The organism is Shewanella sp. Scap07 (genome assembly GCF_013394145.1).
In the GTDB taxonomy this organism is placed as follows: domain Bacteria; phylum Pseudomonadota; class Gammaproteobacteria; order Enterobacterales; family Shewanellaceae; genus Shewanella; species Shewanella waksmanii.
On the sequence record NZ_CP041329.1, the window covers coordinates 5,086,560 to 5,106,098 of the forward strand.

Consider the following 19,539-nt stretch of genomic DNA (forward strand, 5'->3'; position numbering starts at 1 on the left):
TTAAACCGCCTTTTCTAGCAATGACTGAATGTCTAGAATCAAAGCAGACCTCGACATTGCAGTATATACTTCACTATCAGAGTCAGATTGAGAGTAAATAAATCTCAGGTCCTCACTATCAAGGGTATGCCACAGAGTCTGTTTAATTGCTGATGCTCTTTTACCTTTACTTGGTTTAGCCTCTTTTTTAGTTTGTAACTGTTCAGGGTTAGTGAGTTGATCATGTACCAGTGGCAGTAAGCTAATCCATGTCAAGTCTGGATTTAGGTCAAACAGCTGTCGTATTACAGGAGCTAAAAGCGTTGAATTAAACTCGTCTTTTAAGGCCATATATACGCGCCGCTCTTCCTCGGTTCTGAGCTGCTGATATGCAAACTCTTCGGGTGTTTGTTGTACAGTTTCTGCAACCTGCTTTTGCAATTCGAGTAGTCTCTTATCTGTATCGCTAAGTTTAAGATCTGAAAAATTAATCATTTTTTGAACATCATCAGATCGCAAAGCTGCGAGCATTGGATGAACAGGTTTTAATTCATCCTCATAGACCTGTTTCATTAATTTGGGCGTTATCCTTTCTACCTTTGTTGCTATTGCTCTCAACTGACACAATACATATAGCTTAACCACGATATCTAGAACACCTTGACTAAGGTCAAACCATAAAGAGCGAATGTCATCCGACAACACCTCATCACGTTTTTGTAGCCATTGAAGGGTCCATAACTTATCCGTGAGTGCTTTCCACTCTCTTCCTTCTTCCATTGGATCCCAAAAAATAGCACCAAGGCCAGAACCTCGCCTTGCGGATCTCATATCAGCCTCAAATATCTTGCGGGCTCGTGGTGTTCCAACCAAAATAACCGGAAGGCCAATGGTATTAACTAATGTCACAAAGAAATTGAGCATTTTCTCAGAGCCACCAGAACGAGAACGGCTAAGGTGCTGTATTTCATCAATAATAAGAACACCTACGGCGTGAGCATTTGCAACTTGGGCCATTGCAGCCAAAAGTGTTTCAATACTGGGCCTTTTGCTCATCGAGTATTGTCTTTCGTAGTTAGATGTTCCCAATGCCCGATCCATCGCGCGAAAAAAGTTCAAACATAGCTCTTTAAGAGATCCATCATGGGAACAGTCAATTTTTAGATAAACGACTTGCTCAAGATTTCTGTCAGGGTGGTAAATAACTTGAGGGTATAACGACAAAAGCTGCTTGATCGCTGTTGTTTTGCCATTTCCGCTACATCCAATCAATGTCATGCTTTGGGCTGTAGAACTAACTTCCGTGAACTTTATCGCTTTCAAATCACCAGATAAAACACGCTCGTAACCATTTTGTATATGTCTTGCCCAGTCACCTGTTTCGGGGTTTCTTCCAACATAGCCACGCCGTATCATCAATGACAATCGTTCATGCAACTGAATGTGCTGACTGAGGGGCTGGAAAAAATCATCGATAACACAACAGATACTATGCGCTCTCTCAATACTATTTCGATGAATATCTTCCACTGTACACTTTAACGAACCCTTTAGAGCACTCGAGTCGTCCAAGAAGCTATTTATCGGTGGTAATGCTTCTATCAGCGGGTTATCTCGATAAGCTGAGAGTGTTGCACTTTGATAGACGGCAACTACATGATGATCTTGTTTTTTCTTCATCAGTTATCATCCCCATCATCAAAAAGCTCCGGTATGAAGTCAGGCAGTTGATAGCTTTCCTCCTCTCCATGTATAGGTATAATCGGCGCGACTTCTTCTTGTTTTGCCCTCGCGGGCTGTATTGCTAATTCCTTTCTCTCTTGCTCTCGCGCATTCCGTTTATTGTCTTTAATCTCATTTATCTTTTGCACGTTGCTCAATGTACTAGTTTTACGATTCTTTTTAGCCTTTTTCAGTTTCTTTTCAAGAAGGTCATCAAAATCCCGTTCTACTGGTACAAATTGATAGTTAGCTTCAGCCAAAGTCTGTTTTTGAGCCGCTTGACGTTCCCATACTTGATACCAAGTTAGATCTCGGAACTCTCTACTTCGACTAGAAAGATCACAAACCCAAAATGTGTTTTTTCCTTCTTCAGCAAACAGATATATGTGATTGGCAGACCCAAGCTCATAAGCTGCAAATAGTTTTTTAGGTCTAGTGACTTCCGAAGAGCGGTGCATCCAACCTGTCTGAATTATTTCTTTTCCTGTGTAGGTTAACCCCCATAACTTTATGCCCAATTCAGATACAGTGACTTTTTGACGAGGTAACAACAGTATTTTTGCAATATCCGTATCAATGGATCGTAAACGACCAGTACGATGCTGAAGCCCCCACTTCCAAAGCTCAATTGGAATAGAGGGAAGGCTTTCTGGCATATCAGGAGAACGATCATACTTTTCTATAGGTTTATTTAAGTTGTGAGCAAGTATTGAATAGAGCAATATCTCAACAAAGTCAGATCTCGCCACAGCAGCCTCAACCCTATAATCTTTTTCACCGTGCTTCTTAACCTTGTTACCAGTTACGACACCTGGCATATAGGGCTTAAACTTAGCCTGTAGCGTCCCAAATGATCTCTCGACAATGCCTTTAGCATCACCCCGTCGAGGGGGAGCACTTTCAAGACGGACTCCTATAGCATCAACCAAATAATTTGCTTGATGGCTCATCAATTCACCGCGATCGGCTAGCAGAACATCGGGAATACCTACACATGGCCACTGCTCTTCAGAAATATCTATTCCATATTCTGCGCAGGCTTTTACTTTGCTATCAAAGCTGCATATCAGAGCCTTCATTGCAACGGGAAAAGAAGGGTTATCAAAACCGATATAAAAGCCAGCAACCATGCGGCTAAAAACATCAATTACCATATAAATAGTCGGTCGACCGATAACCTTATCTGGGTCATCGCCATCTACTAGATAAATATCGGCGATGGTGGCATCAATTTCATATCGACTGCCTGGGCCTAACGCTTGTTCGGTAGCAGTACCATGAAGTGGCCTAACATCTTTTTTGTAATTTCCTTGAGGCGTCTGAACCGTGAGCTGAGTGGCCTTTGTATATTCGGTTTTGTAAAAGTATTGAAACTGGCGAAGCGTCGGAATTTCATACTCTTCAGCATCAGGATGTTTGAGCTTGTAAGCCTTAGTAAACTTGATATAAGAGTATCGAACTGAAAAGCCTTTATCGTTCATCAAATACTTATCACAAATGATTCGAAATTGCTTTCTGACACTGTCGGTTACTGGCTCTCCGCGACCAATACCATATATCCTCGGTCTACCAGCTTTGCTAGTCGTGAAGTTTCTTCTTTTTCCACCTGCGCCAGAATTTTTGTAATCAGGCAAAAGAGCATTCTTCATCTGTCCTCTTTGCCAATAGCGCCTCAAGAGTCTATAGAGCGTAGGTTTGCCTTTACCCGATTTAGCAATAACCTGATTAAGCCTGCTCGCTCGAACTCGCTTGTCAAATGCCCCTTCGCCTTCAACGATAGGCTTTATCAGTTCATAGTTGCGTTGGCTTTCCAAGTAATTACTAGATGTTTGGTCCCAAGATTCACCTTGGAGGTATGAATAGGGGTCAGGGATCTTTTCTAAACGCCCCTCATCAGTCCAGTTACAGCATTCATCGAAATAGACTCTTTCAGGTAAACCTTTATTCTCATCAATAGCAATCCAATAGAAGTAGCTTGTCTCAGTAAAAAGAATGCGATAAGGCTTGCCATCAAATGATAGGGTTTCATTAATTCGCCACATAGCTGTGCCCCTCATCAAAAGCTACACCTCTAAATACAAGGTCTCCTGCTCGCAAGCTATGAAAAGGATAACGAATATCAAACGTGATAAGCCTAGCAGCACACATCAATCGAAGATCGAACATAGAGTCGCCTAGCTTTTGTCCAAAGGTCAACTCATATTCTTTCGCAATTTCAACTACTTTCCGGTCAGGAGTCTGAGAAAAATACGCTTTCATGTGTTTAAAGGTCAGCAAAAGCTCATCGGTAATTAATTCATCAAAGTACCCCTTAACCCCGTATAGCCACTCAATATTCGATACGACTATTTTGTCTATCTCTTTATCTGTTACGAGGAACCAGGGAATTTTTTTTAGCTGCCAATAACGGCGTTCTATTTCAAGCTTTTCAATGGTTCTTGGGTCATTTAAATCTTTGGAGTACTTTGCTTGAATAGCAAATTTAGGCTGAGTTTTAGAAGTAGTGTTAACCAAAAAATCTGAGGACATGACAAGGTTTACCCTTCCTTGCGAAGGGTGCCAAAGCTGACCTTCCTTGGAAATATTAAGGGTGTCATCTCTGTTTAGTGGAAACTGCTCACGAATATCTGTTACGGCAGGGTTATGGTCTAGAAGGAGAAATACTGCGAACTCAAGATCCGATAGTACATGATGAATCCGGCTAGTTAGATGAGAGTAGACTCGCTGAGATCGACCTTCCGAAGGTACCTCATGAACATACAACCACGGTTTATAACTAGAGAGCCTTCCTGCACCTCGACCTTCTTTAACCCGCTTGATGATTTGCTTTTCAGTTAAAACGTACTTTGATTTTGCCATAACAAAAACCCGGTTAACTTTTAATCAGTTTAACCGGGCCTTAAAAGTTTTCAACTTTAATGTCTCAGTTTCAAACTTTATTGTTTAGTTTCAATCTTTATTGTCCGACGACAATATTTGTTATTTTAGTATTTATCTATTATTCAACCGTCACCGACTTAGCTAAATTACGCGGCTGATCCACATCCGTGCCTTTTATCAAAGCCACGTGATAAGACAATAGCTGCATGGGGATGGTGTAAATCAAGGCCGCCATAAACTCATCACAATGGGGCACCGGAATAACCTTCATGGTGTCATCGGATTCAAATTGGGCATCTCGATCAGCAAATACATACATCAAACCACCACGAGCACGTACTTCTTCGACGTTCGATTTAAGCTTCTCAAGCAACTCATTGTTTGGCGCAACCACGATCACTGGCATATCAGCATCAATCAGGGCTAACGGACCATGTTTAAGCTCACCAGAAGCATAAGCTTCGGCATGGATGTATGAAATTTCTTTTAGCTTTAATGCACCTTCCATTGCAATCGGGTATTGATCCCCGCGGCCTAAGAATAGCGCATGATGTTTATCAGCAAAATCTTCTGCAAGTTCAGCAATAGCATCATCTAAACCCAAGGCTTGCTCAACTTTTGCTGGCATAGACTGTAAACTTTGAGTGATCTGAGCTTGCAGTCCTTCATCCATACCATTGTTACGTCCAACAACTGCGGTAAGCATTAACAGACCCGCTAGCTGTACAGTAAAGGCTTTAGTTGAAGCAACACCAATTTCAGCCCCTGCCTTCATCATGTAAGCCATATCTGACTCACGCACTAAGGATGAACCAGGTGCATTACAAATCGTCATGGTAGCTTTATAGCCCATCTCTTTGGCAAGGCGCAGGGCTGCTAACGTGTCAGCGGTCTCGCCTGACTGAGAGATAGTCACCAGCAAGCTGTTTGGAAACAGGTGTGATTTACGATAGCGAAATTCTGACGCAATCTCGACATTACAAGACACACCTGCCCAGTCTTCTAACCAATAACGTGCTGCCATGCCAGCATGATAGCTGGTACCACAGGCAATAATTTGCACATGTTTGATATCTTTAAGCAACTTCTCAGCATTGTCACCAAAGGCGCTATCCAATACTTGGCCAGCAGCAATTCTTCCCTCTAAAGTATTGGCTAATGCACGTGGTTGCTCGTAAATTTCTTTTAGCATGTAGTGACGATATTCACCTTTATCACCAGCATCATGAGTCACTTCTGATTCTTTAATTTCACGAGTGACCGCATTACCATCGACATCAAAAATATTGACCTCACGACGGGTGACTTCCGCCACATCTCCTTCTTCTAAAAAGGCAAATGAGCGAGTAACAGGCAGCAAAGCTAACTGATCAGAAGCAACAAAGTGTTCACCAAGACCATAGCCAATAACTAACGGACTACCACTACGCGCTACGATCATTCGCTCATTGTCAGTCTTATCGATAACGACGGTGCCGTAAGCGCCTTCAAGCTGCTTAACTGTGGCCTGCACCGCAGCAAGTAAACTGCTATGACTTTTAAGCTCGTGATGCACTAAATGGCAAATCACTTCAGTATCGGTATCTGAGCTAAAGCAATAACCTAACCCTTTGAGCATTTCCCGTAATTTCACATGGTTTTCAATAATACCATTATGAACAACGGCGATCGTATCAGCTGAGATATGTGGGTGTGCATTTGACTGATTAGGCTCACCGTGGGTTGCCCAGCGGGTATGAGCGATACCGGTACCGCCAGCTAAAGGCTCACTCTCAATTGCTGCAGACAACTCTTGCACTTTACCAACACGTCGAGTTCGCAGTAGCTCGCCTCCGTTAATCACGGCCACCCCGGCAGAATCATAACCGCGATATTCTAAACGGCGCAAACCTTCAATTAATATCTCAGCGACATCACGCTGCGCAACAGCGCCTACTATTCCACACATATCTATCTACCTATATAAAATAAAAGCTTAACTAGCATAGGGTGCGGTAATGACGTGCACCCCTTGCGATATAATTTGGTTAATCACTGCCTGACTAATACGATCATCGGTAACTAAGGTATTGATTTGTTTCCAATCGAGTTCTAGATTAGGAATACGCTTACCTATTTTGTCGGACTCAACCATCACAATCACTTCACGTGATACTTCCGCCATAACGCGGCTCAATGCGGTCAGCTCATTAAAGGTCGTCGTGCCACGGTTTAAGTCAATACCATCCGCCCCAATAAACAACTGATCAAAATCGTAAGACCGTAATACTTGCTCAGCCACTTGGCCTTGGAACGACTCTGAGCGTGGGTCCCAGGTGCCGCCGGTCATAAGCAATGTGGGTTCATGCTCAAGTTCATGAACTGCACTGGCTAGCTGTAGGGAATTGGTCATCACTACCAACCCACGCTTATTATTTAATAATTGAATAAGCCCAGAAGTCGTGCTGCCACTATCAATGATAATGCGATTGTGGTCGCGAATAAGTTCGGCCGCGCTGTTGGCTATCGCTAACTTGTTACTATTGAGATTATCGCTACTATGCTGAGTCATCTCTTGCGGCACTAGCACCGCGCCGCCATAACGTCGCAGTAGTAGGCCATTGGCTTCTAACGCGGCAAGGTCTTTACGAATGGTAACCTCTGAAGTATCAAAGCGACTGGCTAGCTCATCAACATGCACTTCACCGTGCTCGTTAACTAAGCTGACAATAGTATGTCGACGTTGCTGAGTGTTACGTTTTGCCATAAGTTACTTACTTAAGTTTCGTTTCGAAAGATAATTATATTCACTCGAAACTTAATAGCAAATAAAACAGCTATAATTTTAAGTTTCAAACAAAAAAAGCGCCTATCAAAAGATAGACGCTTTTTAGTAAATTATTTCGTTAGTTTAGAATTTAGCTTGTAGTGCTAAGCTAACGTGACGACCTTCACCAACAGTAACATCATTGTTAGTACCGCCAGCTAAATAATCGGTATCAAACAGGTTTTTGACGTTCATACGAACACTGACATCGCTACCCATGATATCCATGGTATATGCCGCACCTAAGTCGAAACGTACATAATCGTCTTTTACGATAGTATTGCTAGTATTTGCAAAGCGCTCTCCAACATAAACCGCACCAAAGTTGAATGCGAGATTGTCGGTCATTTCATAACGTGTCCAGATATTAGCTGACCACTCAGGCGCATCGACAGGTGTTTTACCATTTAAACTGTCTTGTTCTGGACGCACATATTCAGCATCAAGGAACATCATCGAACCAGTCATGAACCACTTTTCACTTAACTGACCTTGAGCGCCCATTTCGAAACCTTTATGACGCTGTTCACCAGATTGTGTGGTAATAGAATCTTTATCACCGATAGGTGTTTCCAGCTGCTCAGTAACAGTGACGTTTGAAACCGTGATATCAAACACTGCACCAGTTAATAATAAGCTACCATCGAGCAGTTCCCACTTGGTACCTATTTCATACTGTTCGCCATATTCTGGGTCTAAGTTCAAACCATCATTCACGTCTTGCTCATCATTGACCGTACCCTGCGGGGTAAAACTCTTTGAATAGTTGACGTAAATGCTACCGTTTGATGCTGGAGAATAGATCACACCAAATTTTGGCGACACTGCATAGCTATTATTGCCCGCACCGTCTTTCTTTTGCTCGTCATAACGCACACCAGCAAGTACCTGCCAGTTATCATTAATGGTAATTAAATCTTGAACGTAGAAACCGTAATGTTTGTAATCACTTTCAGATTTAGTGTCGTCATTGCGGTAATCAACATCAGGTCTTGGCACTGGCTGACCTGGCATAACAGTGACAGAATCACCCATGTCTCTTAACTGGCCATAGTAATAGTCAAGCATATTGGCACCAATTAACAATTGATGCTCAATATTGCCTGTACTAACAGTACCGGTGAAATCGACATAGCCGGTTTTATGTTGCCAATCATCGTAACGGTCAAATGGGTTGATGGTATACCCGTTCTCCATTGCATCTTCAGTGTAAGATGGCGATGAATCTAGACGCTGACGATTAAACTGCTGATCGTTATAGCCCGCTTTTACTTTCCAATCATCCGATAAGTGATAAGTTAGCTCTGCGCCCAAATTAGAAATAGTGTTATCAGTGAAGGCCCATGGCTGATCCCAAATGATATCTTTACCACCAATAAGCTCACCATCGCTGTCTAACCATCCACCGCGGTCGATACCGGTTTTATCTTGGGTGTGGTCATACTTAAGTGACAACATCAAATCATCAGTAATATCAAACTCAAGATTTAAATAGCCTAACCAACGGTCACGCTCTTGGTTGCTACCATCTTGATATTCACGCCAATATTGATCATCTTGTTTAACTAATACGGTACGATAACGAATCGTTTCCGATTCATTTAATGCGCCACCCGCATCAAGTTGGAAACGTGTTGAGCCGTATTCATCTGTATCAAAGCCTAACTCAAACATATTTTCGTAAGTTGGCTTTTTGGTCACCATGTTGATCAAGCCACCTGGACCTGATTGACCATAAAGCATACTTGATGGGCCTTTTAGCACTTCTACTTGCTGTAGAGTTTCAATCGGCTGTACATAGTGAGACCACTGCTGCTGACCATTAATTAAATAGCCTGAACCAGATGAAAGCTCAAAACCACGAATGTTAAATACTTGACGGTTCCACTTTTCACTACCACTGGTCACACTAGAGTCATTAACTAGTACTTCAGAAAGGTTAGTGGCTAACTGCTCGTCGGTAACAAAATCTGGAATGACTGCGACAGATTGAGGTGTATCCATTAAATCAATATCGCCACGCATCGCGCCCGATGAACTACCCACTTTATAATCGTTAAAGGTACGTCCAGTAACGGTAATACGCTCAATATTGGTTTCTTTAATAGAACTTTGTTGATCTTCTGCGACAGCTGAAAAACTTGCAATTGCAGAAACAACGGCAAGACCAATTGCCGAATATTTAAATGACATATACAACCCCAAAATGACCTGAAACAATCTAAGTTGGCAGCAATATAAATGAGAATTGTTTTTATTTAAGTTTCTTTACGGAAATTTACAAACTGGTGTGATCTACTACTAATTTACTAAATAAAAACTATATTGTATGAATAAAACCGCATCGAACTAACAGTTTGCAACGGATACACAACAAACGAAAAAAGCGATGTGTTACCACATCGCTTTGTTGAGTTTTGTCGATAAAATAAACTTTATTTCTTGTTTTTTACAGGACGAGGCCAGCCGCTAATATGACGCTGTTTAGTGCGGGTGATCACTAATTCATCTTGGCCAACATCTTTAGTGATGGTTGAGCCAGCGCCTAAAGTCGCGCCTTTACCAATAGTCACAGGCGCGACAAGTTGAGTATCACTGCCTACAAATACATTATCTTCAATGACCGTAAGGTGTTTATTCGCGCCATCATAGTTACAAGTAATGGTTCCTGCACCAATGTTCACACCGGCACCCACTTGGGCATCACCAATATAAGCTAAATGGCCCGCTTTAGAACCTTCTCCCAACACTGCCTTTTTCATCTCAACAAAATTACCAATATGCGCATCTTGTTTTAGCTCAGCACCAGGACGTAAACGCGCAAACGGGCCTGCACTGGCATCAACGCCCACTTTTGCGCTTTCGATGATCGAATAGGGCTTAATAACTGCATTGTCTGCAATATCGCAATCAATCAAAATCGCGCCTGCACCAATAGCTACGTTATTACCGATAGTCACAGTGCCTTCGATAACCACGTTTACATCAATCATAACGTCCATACCGACACTGACATCGCCGCGAATATCAATACGAGCAGGGTCCCTTAGATTAGCGCCATCTAGCATAAGCTGCTCTGCTGCCCGTGCTTGATAAGCTCGCTCAAGTTGTGCCAATTGTACCCGGTTATTGGCTCCTTCAACTTCAACCGCTGACTGCGGCTGAGCAGTGGTAATTGCAACTCCATCTTTGTGAGCCATGGCTACGATGTCTGTTAAATAGTATTCGCCTTGAGCATTATCAGATGATAGTTGTCCTAGCCAGTTTTTAAGTTGCTTACCCGGCGCCGCCATAATACCGGTATTGATCTCGCTAATCGCGAGCTGTTCAGTGGTGGCATCTTTTTGCTCAATAATACCCACTACACTACCTTGCTCACGTACTATACGGCCGTAACCTGTCGGATTAGGTAAGTTTACCGTAAGAATTGCCAAGCCATTGGCTTCGCGAGCTGCCAGCAAAGATTCAAGCGTAGCAGCTTGAATAAGCGGTACATCACCGTAGAGAATTAATACTGTATCATCGTCATGAATATTGTCATTAGCTTGCGCAACAGCATGTCCTGTACCTAATTGTTCGGCTTGTAGTACCCAATTGAGTTGCTGTTCGCCTAATCTTGCCTTTAACTGCTCGGCACCATATCCGTAAACCAATTGAATGGCATCGCTTCCGACTTGATGCGCAGTATCGATAACATGTTGCACCATGCTCTTGTGGGCAATAGGGTGCAATACTTTGGGAAGATCTGAACGCATGCGGGTTCCTTTACCTGCGGCCAAAATCACTACATTCAATGCCATGGAGATATCCTTGAGCTGGTGCTAATTAACATATACGAGAACCCCAATAATATAGGGATTATTTTATCGGCTGATTTTAACGGAATTAGTCTGGAAAAGCGAAGCAGATAGCGGTCAAAGGCGACTTAGCGAATTAGTATTCACACGCTGCTTGAGGGAGAGTACTCATACACAAGCTGCTAGAATTTATAATTAGTTAGCTGTTATATGTATTGATCACTCAACATATACAAATACTAAAACTGACCCCATGACTTTTAATAAAGATGTGGCAGATACAAAAAAGGCGCTCACCTAAGTGACCGCCTTTTTTCTCAAACAATAACCTTATCTGGCAATGTTCTTTCTGATGGTCTCGACAACGCGAAGCTGAGCAACAGCTTGAGCTAGCTCAATCGCTGCTGCGGCATAGTTAAAGTCAGCACCTGCGTCAGCCATAGCGGCCTCCGCACGACGCTTAGCTTCTTCAGCCGCTTTTTCGTCAATATCATCGGCACGCATTACTACGTCAGCCAATACGGATACAGATGAAGGTTGCACTTCCAGGATACCACCTGAAAGGTAAAACACTTCTTCTTTCCCATCTTGCTTGACGATGCGCGCCATGCCAGGTTTGATATGTGTTAGCAGTGGCGCGTGACCAGGCATAATACCTAAGTCACCTTCTGAACCAGTTACTTGTAGGTGTGCTACAAGACCTGAATAGATGCTGCTTTCTGCACTTACAATATCAAGATGTACTGTCATGGCTGCCATCGGTTCTCCTTAAAATATCAAGCTGACGCTTGCTTATTTTTTGTTAGCTCGTTCAACAACTTCGTCGATTGAACCAGCCATGTAGAACGCTTGCTCTGGAATGTGGTCAAACTCACCTTCCAATAGGCCTTTAAAGCCACGAATCGTGTCTTTAAGTGCAACGTACTTACCTGGAGAGCCGGTGAATACTTCTGCTACGAAGAAAGGCTGTGAAAGATATTTTTCAATCTTACGAGCACGAGATACAGTAGTCTTATCTTCATCAGATAATTCGTCCATACCTAGAATCGCGATGATATCTTTTAGCTCTTTATAGCGTTGAAGTACAGTCTGCACACCACTTGCTACGTCATAATGCTCTTGGCCAACAACCTGTGGATCTAGCTGACGTGAAGTCGAATCCAATGGGTCAACCGCTGGGTAAATACCTAGCGAAGCAATGTTACGTGACAATACAACTGTCGCATCTAAGTGAGCGAAGGTTGTTGCTGGTGACGGATCCGTCAAGTCATCCGCAGGTACGTATACCGCTTGAACAGAGGTAATAGACCCTGTCTTAGTCGATGTAATACGCTCCTGAAGTACACCCATCTCTTCAGCCAATGTTGGCTGGTAACCTACTGCTGATGGCATACGGCCTAGCAGTGCAGATACTTCGGTACCTGCCAAGGTGTAACGATAGATGTTATCGACGAACAATAGTACGTCTTTACCTTCGTCACGGAACTTCTCAGCCATAGTTAGACCGGTTAGTGCCACGCGAAGACGGTTTCCTGGAGGCTCGTTCATCTGACCATATACCATGGCCACTTTGTCGAGTACGCCAGATTCTTCCATCTCGTAGTAGAAGTCGTTACCCTCACGAGTACGCTCACCTACACCGGCGAATACTGACAAACCAGAGTGTGCTTTTGCGATGTTGTTAATAAGTTCCATCATGTTAACGGTCTTACCAACACCCGCACCACCAAACAGACCAACTTTACCACCCTTAGCGAACGGACATACAAGGTCGATTACCTTGATACCAGTTTCTAGAAGTTCAGTTGTGTTTGATTGATCTTCATATGAAGGCGCTTCACGGTGAATCTCATAACGATCTTCTTCACCAATTTCACCCGCTTCATCAATCGGTTGACCTAGTACGTTCATGATACGGCCAAGGGTTTTATCCCCAACCGGAACAGTAATAGGTGAACCTGTGTTTTCTACCTCAAGACCACGACGCAGACCATCTGAAGAACCCATAGCGATGGTACGAACTACACCACCACCAAGTTGCTGCTGAACTTCCAGCACCAAGCCTTCACTTTTGATCTCTAGAGCGTCATAAACCTGAGGTACGGCATCATGTGGAAACTCAACGTCCACAACCGCGCCAATTACTTGGACAACAGTACCTGTGCTCATGATTAATCCTCTAAAACTTGTATTCGTTACCTAGCCTAAACTGCTGCGGCCCCTGAAACAATTTCCGACAGTTCTTGCGTAATCGCAGCCTGACGGGCTTTGTTGTAGACCAACTGCAAGTCATCGATAAGTTCGCCAGCATTGTCTGTCGCAGCTTTCATAGCAACCATACGGGCTGCTTGCTCAGATGCGATGTTTTCAACAACACCTTGGTAAACTTGAGATTCCACATAACGTACCAACAATGTGTCCAAAAGTTCTTTTGGATCTGGCTCGTATAGGTAATCCCAGTGATGAGCAATCTCATCTTCTTCTGACTTAGGCAAAGGTAGCAGCTGTTCGATCACAGGCGTCTGGCTCATAGTATTCACAAACTTGTTGAATACTACGTACAGACGGTCTAGCTTGCCTTCGTTGTATGCTTCTAGCATGACACGCACTGTTCCGATCAAATCTGATAATGCCGGAGCATCACCTAGACCTGAAGCATGAGCAGATACGTTACCGCCAAAGCTATTGAAGAATTGTACGCTTCGTGCGCCAATCGGGCAGAATTCGACTTCTGCACCAGCTTCACGTTGCTTCTTCACGTCCGCGACAACCTTTTTAAATAGGTTGACGTTAAGACCACCACAAAGACCACGGTCGGTTGACACTACAATGTAACCAACTCGCTTAGCCTCTCGCACTTCCAAATAAGGATGCTTATATTCGAGAGAACCTTGCGCTACGTGACCGATCACCTTACGCATATTTTCTGCATACGGACGACTAGCTGCCATGCGATCTTGTGCTTTACGCATTTTACTCGCGGCAACCATCTCCATTGCAGATGTGATCTTCTGAGTGTTCTGAACACTCGCGATCTTGGTTTTAATCTCTTTAGCGCCGGCCATCTTTACTCTCCAATCTGGACCTGAGGTGCCTTAAGACACCTCTGTGTCTTTACCAGGTTTGGGTTTCTACGAACTTGTCGAGGCCAGCCTTCAGACCGTCTTGGATATCAGCATTATAATCGCCGCTATCGTTGATAGTCTTCATAAGGTCAGCGTGCTCGCTGTTCATGTAAGAGAGCAAAGATGCTTCGAAATCACCGATCTTGTTTAGCTCAACGCTCTTTAGGTAACCTTTTTCAGCTGCGAAAATAGACACAGACTGATCAGCTACGCTCATTGGCGCATATTGCTTTTGCTTCATTAGTTCGGTAACACGCTCACCATGCTCAAGCTGAGCACGTGTTGCATCATCTAAGTCAGATGCAAACTGTGAGAACGCTGCAAGCTCTCGATACTGTGCAAGTGCAGTACGGATACCGCCTGACAGTTTCTTGATGATCTTAGTCTGAGCCGCACCACCAACACGAGAAACCGAGATACCTGGGTTAACAGCAGGACGTAGGCCTGAGTTAAATAGGTCAGTTTCAAGGAAGATCTGACCATCGGTAATCGAAATTACGTTAGTCGGTACGAATGCAGATACGTCACCCGCTTGAGTTTCAATAATCGGTAGTGCAGTCAAAGAACCAGTTTGGCCTTTAACTTCGCCGTTAGTGAACTTCTCAACGTACTCAGCATTTACGCGTGAAGCACGTTCTAGTAGACGAGAGTGAAGATAGAAAACATCACCTGGGTATGCTTCACGTCCTGGTGGACGCTTAAGTAGCAATGAGATCTGACGGTAAGCAACTGCTTGCTTAGAAAGATCATCATATACGATCAGTGAGTCTTCACCGCGGTCACGGAAGTATTCACCCATTGAACAACCAGAGTATGGTGCCAAGTATTGTAGTGCAGCAGCTTCAGAAGCTGTAGCAACAACAACAACGGTGTTTGCTAGTGCGCCGTGTTCTTCAAGTTTGCGTACTACGTTAGCAATGGTAGAAGCTTTTTGGCCTACCGCTACGTATACACACTTAATGCCAGAGTCTTTTTGATTGATAATGGCATCGATCGCTAGTGCTGTTTTACCAGTCTGGCGGTCACCAATTACCAATTCACGTTGTCCACGACCGATTGGGATCATAGAGTCAACGGCTTTATAACCAGTTTGCACTGGCTCATCTACTGACTTACGTTCAATAACGCCTGGTGCGATAACTTCAACAGGAGAGAAACCATCGTTGTCGATAGGTCCTTTTCCGTCGATTGGTTGACCCAGAGTGTTGACTACGCGGCCTAATAGACCACGGCCAACTGGAACTTCCAAAATACGACCAGTTGTTTTTACTTTTTGACCTTCTGCCAAGTCGGCATAAGGGCCCATAACTACGGCACCTACAGAATCACGTTCTAAGTTCAACGCGATTGCATAACGGTTACCAGGCAGTTCGATCATCTCACCTTGCATAACATCGGCTAGGCCGTGTACGCGAATGATGCCGTCACTTACTGCAACGATAGTACCTTCGTTGCGAGCTTCACTAACGACTTCGAACTGCTCGATCCGCTGTTTAATCAGATCGCTGATTTCAGTGGAATTCAGTTGCATGCTCAAACTCCCAATTACGACTGCAGCGTATCAGACAGACGGTTTAGTTTACCGCTGACCGAGCCATCAATGACTAGGTCGCCTGCCGTGATAATTACACCAGCTACAAGGCTGGCATCTACGCTGCAATTCAGCTTAACTTTGCGTGTGAGACGTTTCTCTAGAGAAGCACTAATTTGTTGCTGTTGCTCTGCGCTAAGCTCAGTGGCAGAAACAACAGTTGCTTCAACCTCTTTAGCCCACTCATTGCTGAACTCATGAAACAGTTCATAAACAGCAGGTAGTACTTCCAAACGACCGTTTTCAGCCATTACCTTTAACAGATTTTGACCTTGCTCATTGACCTGCTCACCACAAACATTAATAAAAAGTTCTGCGAGCTGGTTACTGGCTAAAGAGCCAGACAGTAGCGGCTTCATCGTCTCGTTTTCACTGACTTGAGCTGCAAAGCTAAGCATTTCTGCCCAACTTTCTACTGCTTTGTTTTCTATAGCAAAGTCAAACGCTGCCTTTGCGTAAGGACGAGCGATGGTGGTTATTTCAGCCATAACTCAACTCCCTTATCAAATTTCAGCAACTAGTTTATTAACTATGTCACTGTGGGCGGCTTCATCAATCGAACGCTCAAGGATCTTCTCTGCGCCAGCGATGGCTAGAGTAGCAACTTGCTTACGCAAGTCTTCTTTCACGCGATTACGTTCAGCTTCAATTTCTGCTTTACCCTGAGCGATAATTTTAGCGCGCTCAGCGTCTGCTTCGGCTTTGGCCTCATCGACAATCTGAGCTTTACGCTTATTAGCTTGCTCAATGATTTCGTTAGCAGTTGCCTTAGCTTCTTTTAGCTGGTCAGTGGCTTTCGCCTGTGCCAACTCAAGGTCTTTCACGGCACGGTCAGCATCAGCTAAACCGTCGGCAATCCTTTTTTGGCGCTCTTCGATGGCATTCATCAAAGGGGGCCAAACATACTTCATGCAGAACCACACGAAGATAATAAAGGCAACCGTCTGACCGATTAGGGTAGCGTTGATATTCACAACAGCCTCCTATTTAGATTAAAGACAGAAGCGTTTATTACAGCATTGCACCCAGTGGGTTAGTAAACAGCATGTATAGTGCAATACCTACACCGATCATGGTTACAGCATCCAATAGACCTGCAACAATGAACATTTTAACTTGTAGCATAGGAGCCATTTCTGGTTGACGCGCAGCGCCTTCCAAGAACTTGCCACCTAGTAGGCCGAAACCGATAGCGGTACCTAGAGCACCCATACCAATCAGTAGAGCAACAGCAATAGCTGTCATGCCTAATACAGTTTCCATCTCTATCTCCAGTATTCTAAATCTTAGTTAGTTAGTGATTTAGCTTAAAAAAAAATTCTTCAGCAATCCTTAATGATCTTCATGTGCCATGCTGAGATATACGATCGTCAGCATCATGAAGATAAACGCTTGTAAAGTGATAACCATAATATGGAAGATTAACCAACCTAGTTGTAATGTTACACCTAGGGCAGATAACGCCATGTTAGCACCGTACATCAACGCAATAAGGATGAAGATCAACTCACCTGCGTATAAGTTACCGAACAGACGCAAACCTAGTGAAATAGGCTTTGCAATCAAAGTAACTGATTCTAATAGGAGGTTGACTGGTATCATTGCCTTATGGTTAAAAGGCTGTAATGTCAATTCTTTAACAAAACCTGATACACCTTTGACCTTGATGCTGTAATAAATAATCATCACAAACACACCTAAAGCTAAACTAAAGGTAATGTTTAAGTCAGTTGTTGGTACCACTTTCATGTAGGGGATACCAGCAGCCATTGCTAGTTCCGGAATCCAGTCAACTGGAACCATATCCATGAAGTTCATCATGAATACCCAAACAAAAATAGTAAGTGCCAACGGTGCTATAACAGGATTGCGGCCATGGAAGGTTTCCTTAACGCTTGAATCGACAAACTCAACGATCATCTCGACAAAGCACTGAAGCTTGCCGGGAACACCTGTCGTTGCTTTTTTGCCAACGCTGCGGAATAGCCACAAGAATAGAACACCAAGCCCAACCGAAAAGAACAATGAATCAATGTGCCACGTCCAGAAGCCTTCACCAACACTTAAGTTGGTAAGGTGATGCTGGATATAGCCCTGCGGTGTTAACTCTTCACCAGTTGCAGCCATGATTCATCCCACTTAACTTTGCTTGAAGTATAAAGGAGCTGTCCAGTGCACTATCAGCGCTAGGGTATAGCAAACAAACAAGGGCATGAATACCACCTGCATATTTATAAACACCAGCGAAAACATCACAATGGTTAACAGCAACTTTACCGCTTCCCCCCAGTAAAAAGTTTTCATAACTTTTCCTGCTGAACTTGCTCCTGTGTAGGAAAAAGCGAGGGTTGCGAATACAAAATTAGGGAGTACAGCAATTGCACCACCTGCTAAAGCAGATAGTCCATACTGAGCTCCCCACACGGCGAAAAAGACAATCGAAACACCCCCAGCCATCACCGCCTGCATCATAACCAACTTATAGGCAGACCACCGGCCACGACGTGCTAAAACCTTGCTCAATTCATCTTCTCCGCATTCATACTTTCTGTTTCGGTGACCGGATTACAAATATCCGAAATTTGCCGAGCTACAAAAAGCTTGCGAAAGTATACCTTTTCGGGCCTTCAAAGCAAGTTTAAGGTGAGGAAAATCGACTCTTTTAACGTGATCTATGGCCAAAAGTGTAAAAGTGCAAAATTAACAGTTGTCACAAAATTACATAATATTGCATTAACTCAGTACATTTAGCGTATTTTAGCAATAATACCGTCTAATTCAGCTAGATCTTGGTAGTTAATTACAACTTTTCCCTTACCTTTGCGGTTATGGCTAATAGATACTTTTGCACCTAGACGTTCGACTAATTGACTCTCAAGACGGGCTACGTCCTGATCTTTTGCCGGCTTATCGGCAATTTGGGGAGGATTTAAGGTTTTATTAACTAATCGTTCAGTTTCGCGAACGGTTAATTCTTTAGCACTGACTAATCTAGCGACATTAGTTTGCTCATCACCTTCAATGGCAAGCAGTGCTCTAGCATGGCCCATATCAATATCGCCATACTCTAGCATGCGCTTAACAGGCTCATTTAAACCGTTTAAGCGCAACAGGTTTGACACGGTAGTACGTGACTTACCCACGGCATCAGCAATCTGCTGATGAGTCAGTTCAAACTCTTTCATCAAACGCTCTAATGCAATGGCTTCTTCCATGGCATTTAGGTCTTCACGCTGAATGTTTTCAATCAGAGCGATAGCGACAGCTGATTCATCAGGAACTTGTTTAATGATGCAAGGTACTTGCGAGAGTTTGGCTATTTGTGATGCACGCCAGCGACGCTCACCAGCAATGATTTCATAGCCACCATTATCGACTTTACGCACGACAATCGGTTGAATAATTCCTTGCGCACGAATCGATTCAGCAAGCTCTTCGAGCGCTTCAGGTGACATATCTTTACGAGGTTGGTATTTACCAGGTTGCAACTGCTCGATATCAATGTTCATTAAATCATCAGTATCGCCAGTCGTCTGATCAGCTGCTCCCTGTGGCTCACTTTTCTTCGCTGCAGCATGGCTGGTACTTAGCAGCGCATCCAAGCCTTTACCTAATCCTCGTTTCTTCGGTGTCATCTAA

The 19,539-nt window shown here is 43.6% G+C and carries 17 protein-coding genes; all 17 read right to left on the bottom strand.

The features are described from left to right. A complete protein-coding gene (locus FLM48_RS22445) occupies window positions 1-1,659 on the bottom strand; it encodes an AAA family ATPase (RefSeq protein ID WP_179026208.1) in 1,659 nt (552 codons plus the stop codon). Beyond that, window positions 1,659-3,743 (bottom strand): DDE-type integrase/transposase/recombinase, encoded by a 2,085-nt coding sequence (locus FLM48_RS22450; RefSeq protein ID WP_218645320.1) that lies wholly within the window; start codon window positions 3,741-3,743, stop codon window positions 1,659-1,661. The genes FLM48_RS22445 and FLM48_RS22450 overlap by 1 nt, the downstream gene beginning before the upstream one ends. Further along, entirely contained in the window at window positions 3,730-4,560 is an 831-nt protein-coding gene (locus FLM48_RS22455) for a TnsA endonuclease N-terminal domain-containing protein (RefSeq protein WP_179026210.1), read from the bottom strand. Before FLM48_RS22455 ends, FLM48_RS22450 begins: the two co-directional genes overlap by 14 nt. 139 nt (window positions 4,561-4,699) lie before the next feature. Next, entirely contained in the window at window positions 4,700-6,529 is a 1,830-nt protein-coding gene (gene glmS, locus FLM48_RS22460; protein ID WP_179026211.1) for a glutamine--fructose-6-phosphate transaminase (isomerizing), read from the bottom strand. Between the two features lie 27 nt (window positions 6,530-6,556). Beyond that, window positions 6,557-7,327 carry a DeoR/GlpR family DNA-binding transcription regulator gene (locus tag FLM48_RS22465; protein WP_179026212.1) on the bottom strand — a complete coding sequence of 257 codons (771 nt, stop codon included), beginning with the start codon at window positions 7,325-7,327 and terminating at the stop codon, window positions 6,557-6,559. A 144-nt stretch (window positions 7,328-7,471) separates the two neighbouring features. Next, complete coding sequence (locus tag FLM48_RS22470; protein ID WP_179026213.1) at window positions 7,472-9,580, bottom strand: TonB-dependent siderophore receptor; 2,109 nt, start codon at window positions 9,578-9,580, stop codon at window positions 7,472-7,474. 242 nt (window positions 9,581-9,822) lie between these two features. After that, on the bottom strand, window positions 9,823-11,187 hold the full coding sequence (gene glmU / locus FLM48_RS22475) for a bifunctional UDP-N-acetylglucosamine diphosphorylase/glucosamine-1-phosphate N-acetyltransferase GlmU (RefSeq protein ID WP_179026214.1): 1,365 nt from the start codon (window positions 11,185-11,187) through the stop codon (window positions 9,823-9,825). 327 nt (window positions 11,188-11,514) lie between these two features. Next, a complete protein-coding gene (locus FLM48_RS22480; RefSeq protein WP_028773428.1) occupies window positions 11,515-11,943 on the bottom strand; it encodes a F0F1 ATP synthase subunit epsilon in 429 nt (142 codons plus the stop codon). Window positions 11,944-11,976: 33 nt separating this feature from the next. Beyond that, window positions 11,977-13,353 carry a F0F1 ATP synthase subunit beta gene (gene atpD / locus FLM48_RS22485; RefSeq protein ID WP_028773427.1) on the bottom strand — a complete coding sequence of 459 codons (1,377 nt, stop codon included), beginning with the start codon at window positions 13,351-13,353 and terminating at the stop codon, window positions 11,977-11,979. Between the two features lie 35 nt (window positions 13,354-13,388). Further along, window positions 13,389-14,249 (bottom strand): F0F1 ATP synthase subunit gamma, encoded by an 861-nt coding sequence (gene atpG / locus FLM48_RS22490; RefSeq protein WP_028773426.1) that lies wholly within the window; start codon window positions 14,247-14,249, stop codon window positions 13,389-13,391. 49 nt (window positions 14,250-14,298) lie between these two features. After that, on the bottom strand, window positions 14,299-15,840 hold the full coding sequence (gene atpA, locus FLM48_RS22495; protein WP_179026215.1) for a F0F1 ATP synthase subunit alpha: 1,542 nt from the start codon (window positions 15,838-15,840) through the stop codon (window positions 14,299-14,301). Between the two features lie 14 nt (window positions 15,841-15,854). Beyond that, window positions 15,855-16,388, bottom strand: a complete 534-nt coding sequence (gene atpH, locus FLM48_RS22500; protein WP_028773424.1) for a F0F1 ATP synthase subunit delta — start codon at window positions 16,386-16,388, stop codon at window positions 15,855-15,857. Between the two features lie 15 nt (window positions 16,389-16,403). Next, window positions 16,404-16,874, bottom strand: coding sequence for a F0F1 ATP synthase subunit B (atpF, locus tag FLM48_RS22505; protein ID WP_028773423.1), 471 nt, complete (start codon window positions 16,872-16,874; stop codon window positions 16,404-16,406). Between the two features lie 37 nt (window positions 16,875-16,911). Beyond that, complete coding sequence (atpE, locus tag FLM48_RS22510) at window positions 16,912-17,163, bottom strand: F0F1 ATP synthase subunit C (protein ID WP_028773422.1); 252 nt, start codon at window positions 17,161-17,163, stop codon at window positions 16,912-16,914. Window positions 17,164-17,232: 69 nt separating this feature from the next. After that, window positions 17,233-18,027, bottom strand: coding sequence for a F0F1 ATP synthase subunit A (atpB, locus tag FLM48_RS22515; protein WP_028773421.1), 795 nt, complete (start codon window positions 18,025-18,027; stop codon window positions 17,233-17,235). A 12-nt stretch (window positions 18,028-18,039) separates the two neighbouring features. Continuing rightward, window positions 18,040-18,423, bottom strand: a complete 384-nt coding sequence (locus tag FLM48_RS22520) for an ATP synthase subunit I (RefSeq protein ID WP_028773420.1) — start codon at window positions 18,421-18,423, stop codon at window positions 18,040-18,042. 224 nt (window positions 18,424-18,647) lie between these two features. Beyond that, window positions 18,648-19,535: a ParB/RepB/Spo0J family partition protein gene (locus FLM48_RS22525; protein WP_028773419.1), complete on the bottom strand. Its 888-nt coding sequence runs from the start codon at window positions 19,533-19,535 to the stop codon at window positions 18,648-18,650. Window positions 19,536-19,539 lie beyond the last annotated feature (4 nt).

What these genes read in the sequence shown, in the direction of transcription:
- FLM48_RS22445 (WP_179026208.1), bottom strand. Translation starts at nt 1,659, where the DNA reads ATGAAGAAAAAACAAGATCATCATGTAGTTGCCGTCTATCAAAGTGCA.
- FLM48_RS22450 (WP_218645320.1), bottom strand. Translation starts at nt 3,743, where the DNA reads ATGTGGCGAATTAATGAAACCCTATCATTTGATGGCAAGCCTTATCGC.
- FLM48_RS22455 (WP_179026210.1), bottom strand. Translation starts at nt 4,560, where the DNA reads ATGGCAAAATCAAAGTACGTTTTAACTGAAAAGCAAATCATCAAGCGG.
- glmS (WP_179026211.1), bottom strand. Translation starts at nt 6,529, where the DNA reads ATGTGTGGAATAGTAGGCGCTGTTGCGCAGCGTGATGTCGCTGAGATA.
- FLM48_RS22465 (WP_179026212.1), bottom strand. Translation starts at nt 7,327, where the DNA reads ATGGCAAAACGTAACACTCAGCAACGTCGACATACTATTGTCAGCTTA.
- FLM48_RS22470 (WP_179026213.1), bottom strand. Translation starts at nt 9,580, where the DNA reads ATGTCATTTAAATATTCGGCAATTGGTCTTGCCGTTGTTTCTGCAATT.
- glmU (WP_179026214.1), bottom strand. Translation starts at nt 11,187, where the DNA reads ATGGCATTGAATGTAGTGATTTTGGCCGCAGGTAAAGGAACCCGCATG.
- FLM48_RS22480 (WP_028773428.1), bottom strand. Translation starts at nt 11,943, where the DNA reads ATGGCAGCCATGACAGTACATCTTGATATTGTAAGTGCAGAAAGCAGC.
- atpD (WP_028773427.1), bottom strand. Translation starts at nt 13,353, where the DNA reads ATGAGCACAGGTACTGTTGTCCAAGTAATTGGCGCGGTTGTGGACGTT.
- atpG (WP_028773426.1), bottom strand. Translation starts at nt 14,249, where the DNA reads ATGGCCGGCGCTAAAGAGATTAAAACCAAGATCGCGAGTGTTCAGAAC.
- atpA (WP_179026215.1), bottom strand. Translation starts at nt 15,840, where the DNA reads ATGCAACTGAATTCCACTGAAATCAGCGATCTGATTAAACAGCGGATC.
- atpH (WP_028773424.1), bottom strand. Translation starts at nt 16,388, where the DNA reads ATGGCTGAAATAACCACCATCGCTCGTCCTTACGCAAAGGCAGCGTTT.
- atpE (WP_028773422.1), bottom strand. Translation starts at nt 17,163, where the DNA reads ATGGAAACTGTATTAGGCATGACAGCTATTGCTGTTGCTCTACTGATT.
- atpB (WP_028773421.1), bottom strand. Translation starts at nt 18,027, where the DNA reads ATGGCTGCAACTGGTGAAGAGTTAACACCGCAGGGCTATATCCAGCAT.
- FLM48_RS22525 (WP_028773419.1), bottom strand. Translation starts at nt 19,535, where the DNA reads ATGACACCGAAGAAACGAGGATTAGGTAAAGGCTTGGATGCGCTGCTA.